The sequence below is a fragment of the Nitrospirota bacterium genome (assembly GCA_040756155.1).
Taxonomy (GTDB): Bacteria; Nitrospirota; Thermodesulfovibrionia; order JACRGW01; family JBFLZU01; genus JBFLZU01.
Window position 1 is genome coordinate 1 of sequence record JBFLZU010000020.1, and the last position, 10,278, is coordinate 10,278.

Consider the following 10,278-nt stretch of genomic DNA (forward strand, 5'->3'; position numbering starts at 1 on the left):
ACTTTCCATCCGTTCTGGTACTGCGAGGCTTTCGATAATACCATCGTGGTCGTGGGGAAAAGAGAGAGAAACCAATCTTGCCTATTTCCCGGGCGCCCAGATAGGAATGATTTTGCCTGAGGTGTAATAAAGGGATAGGATTCAAGGGGTTAAGGGGTCAAGTGAATTCGTAATGAGTAATGCGTGATGCGTTATGTGTATTACTTTTTTACTCCCTACGCTTTACGCATAACGGATTACGGTCTTTTTGAACTCTCGAATCCTTGAGCCCTTGAACCCTTTTGGAGAAGGACTAAATAAGACAAAAAATGGAGGTAGATGAAGATGGGCAGGAAAGCAAAGGTTGAAAGAAAGACCAGAGAGACAGAGATACGAATAGAGATAGAACTTGATGGTAAGGGTGATTACCGCATAGATACTACTATACCTTTCCTTGACCACATGCTCGCATTATTTGCAAAACATGGATTATTTGATTTAAAAATCAGGGCAAGGGGAGACACAGAGGTGGATTATCACCATACAGTGGAAGATATTGGTATCACGCTCGGTAATGTTGTTAAAAAGGCACTTGGAGACATGAGGGGCATCAGGAGATATGGAGTGGCTACTGTTCCAATGGATGAAACACTAACAGAGGTTTCTATAGATATAAGTGCAAGACCATATCTCATATATAATGTAGCGCTGCCAAAGAGATACAAACTGAGGGATTTTGACCCAGCACTTATAGAGGATTTCTTCAGGGCATTTGCCAATCATTGTGGAGTTAACCTCCATATAAACCTCCGTTATGGGAAAGATATACATCATATCATTGAATCAATCTTCAAGGCATTTGGCAGGGCACTTGATGAGGCGATAGGTATTGATCCGAGGATTAAGGGGATTCAGTCAACAAAGGGAAGGATATGATCGCTATTATAGACTACGGTATGGGTAATCTTAGGAGTGTCCAGAAGGCTTTTGAGAAGATTGGATATGATGCGGTTGTCACAGAAAATCCGAGTCGTATAGTAGATGCAGATAAGGTTGTTCTACCGGGTGTCGGTGCATTCTGCGATTGTATGAGAAATCTTGAAGATGCGAATCTGGTGGAGGCAGTTCTTAAAAGTATCGAGAGTGGTAAGCCATTTCTCGGTATATGTCTCGGGCTACAACTTCTCTTTACCGAAAGCGAGGAATTTGGGGTTTACAGGGGACTCGATGTAATAAAGGGTAAGGTTGTGAGATTTCCTCCTGACATGACTGAACCATTACCATCTTTACCATCAGGACTCTCAATTAATCCAGTCAGGCTCAAGGTTCCACATATGGGCTGGAACAGGATTGAAAAAGTTAAGGATGTTCCTATACTTACCGATGTTCCTGACGGTAGTTATGTCTATTTTGTTCACTCGTATTATGTAGTACCTGATGAGAGAGATGTTATTGCAACTACCACGGGCTACGGTGTCAGATTTATTTCAATGATATGGAAAGACAATATCTATGCTACACAATTTCACCCTGAAAAAAGTCAGGAAGTAGGTCTCAAGATATTAAAGAGATTTGGAGAACTTAAATGATTGAAATATCAATGCTACTATAACAAGGACAACTGAAACTGACATAAATGCCTGACTGTAACCAGAGTATGTAGCAATAATGCCTGAAAACAGAGGTCCTGTGGTGTGTCCTATGTCCATGATAGAGCCAAGCACTCCCATTGCAGAGCCACGATTCTCACGCCTGCTGAGATCGGCAACTAATGCAGATGTTGCAGATGTCACAATCGAGAGGCTTAATCCAAATAATATACTCAAAGCAAGTAAAGGTATGGATGACCTAAAAAGTGGAAAACTACCGATGCAGACTGCGCCAATTATAGCACCCACAAAAATCTGTGGTTTTCTTCCATGTCTATCAGAAAATCTTCCCATCATTGGTTTTGTTAATGCCAGCGTGATGACCTGTGCAGACAGAAAAACTCCAATCTCATAGGCACTGAGACCTACTCTTATCGAATAAAGAGGCAGGAATGTCTCAAAAGTGCCATAAGCAAACAGTATTGCAGCTTCAACAGCGCTTGTTAGAAGTATACCTTTGTTCGATATTACTGTCCTGAACCCTTTTACTGTCTCAACCCATCTCTGCTTTTTATATTCTGTCTCCTTGAGTGCTGGTATCTTTAGAGTCAGAGCAAGGGCAACCATGCCAGCCATACCACAGAGCATATACACAGATTTATAGCTTATTTCAGGGTTAAAGGCTAAAAAACCTATAATACTTCCACCAGCTATAGGTGCCATGAATCTTCCGATGAGGGTAGAAGAAGAAAACCAGCCCATCTTTTCACCTCTTTCTTTATCAAAGAGGTCTGAGATCGTAGCCATAGCCACAGGGATAAATATGGCAGTGGCAAAACCATGATAAAATCTTATTATTGCAAGTTGCCATAGATTGGTTACCATAAGATAAAGAAAGGGTGCTGTTGAGAATACAAAAACAGAGAAAAGGAGCATCCTTTTTCTTCCAAATCTGTCCGAAAGTATTCCAGCAGGTATACTAACAATGACACCAGTAAAAGCAGATATAGAAGCAATTACACCCACACCTGATGGGTCTGCACCAAGAAAGGCTGAAAAGAGAGGAAGCACAGGGCTTTTTGATATTGTTGAGCTGAATATGGCAAAAAGCCCTGTGCTGCAGAGGAGTATGAAGGGACTGAATTTCATTCTTGCCTTAAAATACTTTTTCGTCATTCCCACGAAAGTGGGAATCCAGTAAAAGTTTATCAAATACTGGATTCCTGCTTCTGCAGGAATGACAATTAATAGTGAACCTCAAAATTGTTTCATTAATCCCTGAATTTCTCTGTGATAACCAATGTACCTATTCAGCGTCTTTTCGTTTTTCCCATACCTCGGATAGTTTCTTAGTATTTCCACAAAACGTTCTTCCGCTTCAAGTTCAGATTTAACAGGTATAATCCCATCCATGATTATATCCACAAGTCTGCCTGCATAAATCACTATCCTTTCTTCGAGGTTTTTGAGGGAATAATCTTTTACTGGCAATCCAAGTTCATTTGCTTCCTCTTCTGTAAGGCCACCCCTTATATGTTTCTCCATTATATCTGTTATTGACTTAGGTAACCCTAAGTCTCTTCCAATTTCAGCACCGATTTTGCCGTGCTCAATCTCATGAGTCTTTGTCTTACCGAGGTCATGGAATAAGGCGCCTCTACCAACAAGTTCCATGTCAACATTAGCGCCAGTCCTCCGGGCAATCTCTAATGCCTTTTCTGCTACCTTGACACAGTGTTTTATATCATCTTCTGATACGCCTGCTTTTCTGAGCAAATCAACATCTGTATCTTGAATCTTATAGCTCATAGCTCCCTCCATCTTTAGGAGATAGTGAGATTGCTTCGTCGCTTCGCTCCTCGCAATGACAAATAAGAGGAATCATATTGAATATGGTTAAACTTAACCTTTTCTGTCAAGGAAAATTATTTAACCAGTTTGCAATATAATTTGATTGTATGTTATATTTTGTTTGGTTATGATTCATACTTCAGGCATAATGCGATGATAATCATTCCTGCAATAGACCTTAAGGATGGCAAATGTGTCCGTCTCCTGCAGGGAAAGATGGAGGAATCGACCATCTATTCTGATAATCCTTCAGAGATCGCAAAGGGATGGCAGGATGCTGGTGCAGAACTCATCCATGTGGTTGACCTCGATGGGGCTTTTGCAGGTGAGATGAAAAATCTTGAGTCAATTATCTCCATAAGGCAATCTGTAAACATACCGATAGAGGTAGGTGGAGGAATAAGAGATACCACAACAGTCAATAGACTTTTCTCCTTAAGGATAGACAGGGTGGTACTCGGTACAATAGCCATTGAAAGTCCTGAATTTCTTAGCGAACTGTGTGGTAGGTTTCCAGGAAGGATTCTTGTCGGGATTGATGCAAGGGATGGGTGGGTAGCGATAAAAGGTTGGTCAGAGACAACTAAAAAAAAGGCAACAGACCTTGCAAGAGAAATCGAATCCTGCGGGGTGGCGGCGATTATTTATACAGATATTAAACGTGATGGCATGCTCTCAGGACCTAACATCAAGGCAATCAGAGAAATGGCAGAGAGTGTAAACATACCTGTTATAGCCTCTGGAGGAGTGTCAGATATAAATGATATAAAGAGGTTAATGCAACTCCCGATTGAAGGGGTAGTCGTTGGCAAGGCGATATATTCAGGATCGCTGGATCTGAGAGAAGCAATTGAACTTACAAAATCTTTTCAATCTCACTCTTAATCCAATCAGAGCCTTTTTCTTTTCCCTCTTTATAAATTCTAATTATCCTTTCTGCAGATCCTTTTGCCTTATTATATCCAAGTATCCTTGCAACCTCAATATGTCTCCAATCACCACTCTTGCGAAACTCTAAATAGGAATCTAATATCTCTGGAAATAACAATCGTCTCAGGTCTTTCAACTGGGATACATAAAATCCAAGAGAGCCCTTTTTATGATTTGAGACGATGTGATCAAGCATACCGTTGTCTGTTGTATCAGCAAGGATATCCTTTACTCCCCTTACGAGATGTCCGGCCTTTCCCTCTGAACAGCATGTAATTAATTCATTCCATTCAAAACCGAAAGATGCCCGCTCAATCCATTCACCAATTTCATGGTGAATGTAAGACTCTGCTTCTTCATTAAGGAGGTTTTCCATCGTTTCTTCTATCTCTGATGGAGGCATCTTTCTTCTCGCCACATCCAATCCGTATGAGTCGAAGGCAAAAGAAAGGGCATTCTCATCTTTTACACTTCTGGCATTTACTTCCTCAAGTCTATCCCACAACCAGTATCGAATTGGCTCTTTCCTGCAGATAATATTATCCGTCTGGAGTTGCGCTGGAAAAGTCAATAGATCTCTTGCGAGTTCTTCATTTAATATGTAAATATTGACCCCTGATGTTTTAAGGACTTCCTGCCTCTTTTTTTCGATTTTACCCAGAAAAAAGGTTGGCTTTGTACCGACATACCCGGCACCGTATAAAAGATTCACTGGGGTCAGATGAACATTTATTTCCTCTATGTTGAAGGGAGAGAAATCCCTTCCTTCAATAGTTATGTTTCTAAATTCATGCAGGGCGAGAAGGTCCCATCTATTTTCCTTTTCACCTATCCATGCCATCACATCAGAATGGTTTACGCTCTCCCATGGTTTCAATTTCCTTTCCCATCTATACATGTCCCTCAGTTTTAACAGCAGGGTGCAAAGGGAATAGGTTCCCCACGATCTTGCATCCGCAATCTCACAGTTTTCTCTGACCTGCTTTGCTATGGATTCTATGTCAATCATGAGATAGTGGCTTAACAGTTTTGTATGCATTATATCACAGAATCAGTGTAACTTGATTGTTAATAGACATCCATTTTTTTATTGCATTTTATAATAGGTTTGTGATATGTATGAAGTGGCTTTGCCAAATAGAACCAGAAGGCTATCCATCTCCACCAACATAGAGAAGGGGGAAATGTTTTACTTAAAGATCTCGGTATTCTGCGTTGTAATCGTCTTTTGTTTTATCTTTATTGAGCATGTCGATATATCATCAGCCCAGTCACCACATGTGCTTCAGGGAATAAATGATTTTCAGGGGGGACGCTATGAAAAGGCACTCCAGAGTTTTGTTGAAGCGTATAAGCAGGAGCCAAAAAACCCTCTGACTTCGTATTATCTTGGAATGATACATAAAAATATGCAGAATTTCAAAGAAGCCGTCAGGTATCTAAAGATCGCCTTAGACCTTGACCCCAAATTAACTGACCTTTACTATGAGATAGGCGACTCTCTTTTTCAGTTAGGAGAGTTGAAGGAAGCAGACAGATATCTCAGTGAGGCAGAAAGATTCAATGTCAGGCCAGCGAATACCACTATGATGAGAGGGCTTGTCTTTATGAGACTTGGAAAGACCAAAGAGGCGATAAAATACCTAAATAAAGCGAAAGAACTTGAGAAATCTATTGCCCAGATGGTGGACTATCAAATAGCAAACTTATATATGAAAGACAACGATACAACAAAGGCAAAGGAGTATTTTAAGGCGGTTGTAATGGCTGACCCAAAATCAGATCTTGCGGAGATAGCAAAACGATATATAGACGATACTGGGTTAGAACCAAAGGAGAAGAAGGTTAGTATTACTGAAGGAAGAAGTTTAAGATACACCGATAATGTCTTGAAAAAAACTGCAGTTATGTCAGTAGCAGAGAGGGTTAACCTTTCTGTGAATTTCTTTGAAAAAGGGCTTGCAGAGTTTAAGGCTGAAAATTACGAAGAAGCACTCGTGTTCTTTGAAAAGGCATATAAAGAAAGACCAATGGACCCACGGATAACATTTTATCTCGGACTCACCCATAAAGAAATGCAGAATTATCCTGAGGCAGTTAGATTTTTTAAAGAGACACTTAGTCTTGACCCAAAGGCAGTAGATGTAAAATTCTTCTTAGCAGATACGCTTTTTAGCATACTTAAGTATGAAGAGGCATTAAGTATTATTGAAACAGCTATAAAAGAGGGCGTTAGACCTGCAGAGTCCAATTATCTGAAAGGGCTGATACTACTAAAATTAAATAAAAACATGGAAGCGGTTGAGGCGTTTAAAAAGGCGAAAGAACTGGATACTTCGCTGACACAACAGGCAGACTTCCAGATTGCTACTGCTTATACTCTGGAAAAGGAGTTTAAAAAGGCAAAGAAGATGTTCAAGGGATTGATAACAATAGACCCAACCTCTGACTGGGCATTATTTTCAAAAGATTATCTTGAGGCACTGGAGAAGATTCCACCACCTTATAGACTTATCTTAGGGATTGGTCTTCAGTATGATGATAATGTCTTGGTCAATCCGTTAGATGAAGCCCTTGTTGATATAACTAAGCAGGAGGACTTGAAAAGGATATACTCTTTGTTTGGAGAATATACCCTTTATTCAAAAGGGCGATGGAATATAAAGACATCCTACTCCCTTGGTATCAACCAGCACAAAGATCGTGATTATCCGAAAAAAACAGCAGGGGAAAAGATTTTCAGTTAGGATACAGTAAGCCAGACATTTTCTATAATGCCATCTTATAATACAGAAAAGAGTATTACGAGTCTTTTGCTTTCATATAATTACCTTGCAATTGACTACATAAGATATAAGCAGGCATTCACCATCAATCCATCATTTACATTTCTCATTAAGGGTAACCATCTGGGACAGGCACTTCTTAAATACAAAAGAGAAGAATTCGATCGTGCATTTAGCGGGAGAAAATTTGGCTCGTATCCAAGTCAGGCAGAGGACAGGGATGCACATTACTCCTCCGTAGGGCTCGGTTATCTTTATACCTTCTCAAAGGGAGACGGACTTTTTAATGCAAGATTAGAAGGTGACGTCAATGATACTGATGGAATTAACTGGGATTACACAGGGGTGAAGACATCTGCAGGGCTTCTGTATCCATTTTTTAATAATAAATTTAAGGTAAACATCTTCTCAGAGATGCATAATCAAAACTTCTCTAAAATGCACACTATTTACAGAAAGAAAAGGCGTGATGATACTTACACTATACAAACATCCTTAACCTATAGTATTATTAAACCAATGGATATAAGTATCGGGTATACCCATATAAAAAATGATTCCAACATAACCATCTATGAGTATAAGAGAAATCTTTATACCTCAAACCTTGAATACAGGTTTTAAATGAGGTGAGACATGTTAAAGGTAGAAATTAGAAGTCAGAAGTCAGCGATCAATAACGGAGTAGTATCCCCTGTTTTAAAAATTCGTTACTTGCTACCACTTGTCGTCTTTATACTGATCAGTTTTCTTGTTCCCTCCATAGCCTTTTCACAGGTGGCAGGAAGGATAACAAAGATAGAAGGAAGGGTGGATATCCTGAGGGCAGGGGTCGCTGTTGCCGTGCCCGCAAAAGTGGGTGACACTGTCAATGTGGGAGACATACTGAGGACAAAGAGCGATGGTAAGGCAGAGATAACATTTATTGATAACAGTGTGACGACTGTTGGACCAAAATCAAGGCTTGGTATAGACGAATATCTTTTTAAGCCTGAAGAAGAAAAGAGGGCAGCATCCTTAAAGCTTTACAGAGGAAGGACAGGCTTTACCGTTCCACGTCCTGTATATCCAGCAGAAGGTAGCAAATTTGAGATGAAGACAAAAACAGCTGTTGCAGGGGTAAGAGGAACAGAAGGAATTTTATTTACTGATGGTGTAGAACGGGTATATGTAAAAGATGGCGTAATAGAGTTTGCCAATCCCCTTGGGACTGTAATTGTCTCTAAAGGTGAGGTAGGCGAGATATTTCACGGCAGGGCACCTGTGGAGAGACCATATAGTGAGCGCGAATACAGACAGCAGGAACGACAGGTATCGCCAGCACCACCTGGAAGAGCGGAAGCCCCTCCTCCCGAAGTACAACCTCCAGCTCCCCCTGCGGCACCACCACCTGTACAACCTACGGTTATAACACTGCCTCCGCCAGGACCTGATGTTAGAGCTCTTACAGTAAATAAGAAATTTAGTGTATCAGCCAGTATGCGGGATGGAGGGATATTATGGTATAACAGCTCTGAGGGGGACGGTACTGCAGCGGTTGTTCAAAGTGGTGGTTCTATATCAGGTACTTTTAACCAGACAATCCTTGAGGGTGGATATTATAGCTTAAACATGAGCGGCTCTTATGCATGGGACTCATCTCGATCTGTGGCCCCAGAAAATGCATCCAACGATGACTGGTCCTATTTCTTGTATTCAGGTAGCACATCGGTAGGACCAATTTATGGTGCCAGTGCTGCAAACATATCGCTCTCGGGTAAAAGCTGGGATGGCGGAAATATAGGCTGGATAGAAGATGGTTCAAAGAAATACTATTATATTGGTGAACTTTCAGGCAGTTACTCAGATATATTTTACAATAACGGCAGCGGGTCACGATCAGGTTACAGTGGCACATTCTCTACAAACGCAGCCGGGCTTTTCTGGGACGGCTCAAAAGCCTTCTGGGAGCAATTTAGCAAGATAATCCCGACCATTCCTGGTGCAAAGTCTGACTTCTTTGTGCCCATAACTGAAACAGCTTTAAGGACATTTGATGTATCAATTAGTTCTGGACAGTATCTGGAACTCAAAGAAATAAGTACTGCTGTAGGAAGTGTATCAATTACATCAGGAACTGCAGGGAAAGGTATAGAAATTTCACCTGGAAGTGGGCTTTTTGATGTCAATGTTAATGGGAGTTGGAGTATTACTACAGAAGGGAAAACGATTCAGAACTTGACTAATTTTGATGGTAGTATAGGCGGTTCAACGTCAATTGGAACAAGCTTTACTATGGCTGTTGATGGCGGTATAAAGGCACTCAATAGCACTACTGCTATAGTGGGTGCAGATGTTAGAAAATCTGGTGACACTGATGCAGCAGGTGGAATGATCGGCAAGATGACAGGTAGTACATCAGGGACATTCGAGAGTAAGGCGATCGGCGAGATTAAATCTGGATTTATGCTTCCATAACTACCCAATCCATCAATTTATGGATTTAATTTTACCCCGCACCATGCCAGAATGCCCTGCTTGTGCAGTCCCCACAGCCCGCGTGACGGGGTGCAGGGTTTACTTTTCCTCGAGGCGGACAACCTTTTCTTCTTCAACTTCTATAATCATTGATTCAGAACCAGGCTCAAGGGATTTAACCTCGTATATCTCCACTGGTTTCTCTTTACCCTTTACCATCACCTTTTCAAGTCCCTTTATGGATATACAATCGAGGCTACCTGCTATTACCAGGTCTCTTATCTTATTCAGGGTAAATTCTGTTATCAGGATATGGGTATTATATTTCCTTGTAAGTGATTCTACCCTTGAGCCTAAATTTACATGGTCTCCAATTACTGTGTAATCCATTTTTTCTCCTTCTGCACCGATGTTTCCAACAAGCACTTCACCTGTATTTATCCCTATTCCAGCATCAAGGAGAGGTTTGTCTTCTGAGTGCCATTTTTGCTGGAGTTCTTCGAGTCTTTTAACCATATCAAGGGCACATCTTACAGCAAGCTCTGCATGGTTTTCCTGTCTCATAGGTGCGCCCCAGAAGGCAAGGATGGCATCTCCAATGAATTTATCAAGTGTTCCCTCCAACCTGAAAATCACCTTTGTCATTGCCCCTAAATACTCATTGAGTATAGCGACAACCTCCTCGG

10 protein-coding genes are annotated in these 10,278 nt (G+C 41.0%); 6 read left to right on the plus strand and 4 right to left on the minus strand.

The annotated features are described in order from the left end of the window. Positions 1-324: 324 nt before the first annotated feature. Positions 325-915: an imidazoleglycerol-phosphate dehydratase HisB gene (gene hisB, locus AB1488_01730; GenBank protein MEW6408818.1), complete on the plus strand. Its 591-nt coding sequence runs from the start codon at positions 325-327 to the stop codon at positions 913-915. After that, positions 912-1,568 (plus strand): imidazole glycerol phosphate synthase subunit HisH, encoded by a 657-nt coding sequence (hisH, locus tag AB1488_01735; GenBank protein MEW6408819.1) that lies wholly within the window; start codon positions 912-914, stop codon positions 1,566-1,568. The genes hisB and hisH overlap by 4 nt, the downstream gene beginning before the upstream one ends. On the opposite strand, the gene AB1488_01740 is transcribed toward hisH, so the two are convergent. Both AB1488_01740 and AB1488_01745 read right to left on the minus strand, forming a co-directional pair. Next, a complete protein-coding gene (locus tag AB1488_01740) occupies positions 1,542-2,744 on the minus strand; it encodes an MFS transporter (protein MEW6408820.1) in 1,203 nt (400 codons plus the stop codon). The genes hisH and AB1488_01740 overlap by 27 nt on opposite strands. 81 nt (positions 2,745-2,825) lie before the next feature. Beyond that, positions 2,826-3,377 carry an HDIG domain-containing metalloprotein gene (locus tag AB1488_01745; protein ID MEW6408821.1) on the minus strand — a complete coding sequence of 184 codons (552 nt, stop codon included), beginning with the start codon at positions 3,375-3,377 and terminating at the stop codon, positions 2,826-2,828. A 195-nt stretch (positions 3,378-3,572) separates the two neighbouring features. On the opposite strand from AB1488_01745, the gene hisA reads away from it, so the two are divergent. Beyond that, complete coding sequence (gene hisA / locus AB1488_01750) at positions 3,573-4,304, plus strand: 1-(5-phosphoribosyl)-5-[(5-phosphoribosylamino)methylideneamino]imidazole-4-carboxamide isomerase (protein ID MEW6408822.1); 732 nt, start codon at positions 3,573-3,575, stop codon at positions 4,302-4,304. Here the strand turns inward: hisA and AB1488_01755 are convergent. Continuing rightward, positions 4,276-5,358 carry an Sfum_1244 family protein gene (locus AB1488_01755; GenBank protein ID MEW6408823.1) on the minus strand — a complete coding sequence of 361 codons (1,083 nt, stop codon included), beginning with the start codon at positions 5,356-5,358 and terminating at the stop codon, positions 4,276-4,278. The genes hisA and AB1488_01755 overlap by 29 nt on opposite strands. Before the next feature lie 175 nt (positions 5,359-5,533). On the opposite strand from AB1488_01755, the gene AB1488_01760 reads away from it, so the two are divergent. The 3 genes from AB1488_01760 to AB1488_01770 are packed head-to-tail and all read left to right on the plus strand — an operon-like array spanning position 5,534 to position 9,592. Then, on the plus strand, positions 5,534-7,096 hold the full coding sequence (locus AB1488_01760) for a tetratricopeptide repeat protein (protein ID MEW6408824.1): 1,563 nt from the start codon (positions 5,534-5,536) through the stop codon (positions 7,094-7,096). Positions 7,097-7,123: 27 nt separating this feature from the next. Beyond that, entirely contained in the window at positions 7,124-7,759 is a 636-nt protein-coding gene (locus tag AB1488_01765; protein ID MEW6408825.1) for a hypothetical protein, read from the plus strand. 12 nt (positions 7,760-7,771) lie between these two features. Then, positions 7,772-9,592: a FecR family protein gene (locus AB1488_01770; GenBank protein MEW6408826.1), complete on the plus strand. Its 1,821-nt coding sequence runs from the start codon at positions 7,772-7,774 to the stop codon at positions 9,590-9,592. Between the two features lie 99 nt (positions 9,593-9,691). On the opposite strand, the gene AB1488_01775 is transcribed toward AB1488_01770, so the two are convergent. Further along, on the minus strand, positions 9,692-10,278 hold a 587-nt coding region (locus AB1488_01775; GenBank protein ID MEW6408827.1), incomplete at its 5' end, for an adenylate/guanylate cyclase domain-containing protein.

Bases quoted from the DNA above. Each gene is read 5' to 3' on its own strand.
- hisB (MEW6408818.1), top strand. From the start codon at position 325: ATGGGCAGGAAAGCAAAGGTTGAAAGAAAGACCAGAGAGACAGAGATA.
- hisH (MEW6408819.1), top strand. From the start codon at position 912: ATGATCGCTATTATAGACTACGGTATGGGTAATCTTAGGAGTGTCCAG.
- AB1488_01740 (MEW6408820.1), bottom strand. From the start codon at position 2,744: ATGACGAAAAAGTATTTTAAGGCAAGAATGAAATTCAGTCCCTTCATA.
- AB1488_01745 (MEW6408821.1), bottom strand. From the start codon at position 3,377: ATGAGCTATAAGATTCAAGATACAGATGTTGATTTGCTCAGAAAAGCA.
- hisA (MEW6408822.1), top strand. From the start codon at position 3,573: ATGATAATCATTCCTGCAATAGACCTTAAGGATGGCAAATGTGTCCGT.
- AB1488_01755 (MEW6408823.1), bottom strand. From the start codon at position 5,358: ATGATTGACATAGAATCCATAGCAAAGCAGGTCAGAGAAAACTGTGAG.
- AB1488_01760 (MEW6408824.1), top strand. From the start codon at position 5,534: ATGTTTTACTTAAAGATCTCGGTATTCTGCGTTGTAATCGTCTTTTGT.
- AB1488_01765 (MEW6408825.1), top strand. From the start codon at position 7,124: ATGCCATCTTATAATACAGAAAAGAGTATTACGAGTCTTTTGCTTTCA.
- AB1488_01770 (MEW6408826.1), top strand. From the start codon at position 7,772: ATGTTAAAGGTAGAAATTAGAAGTCAGAAGTCAGCGATCAATAACGGA.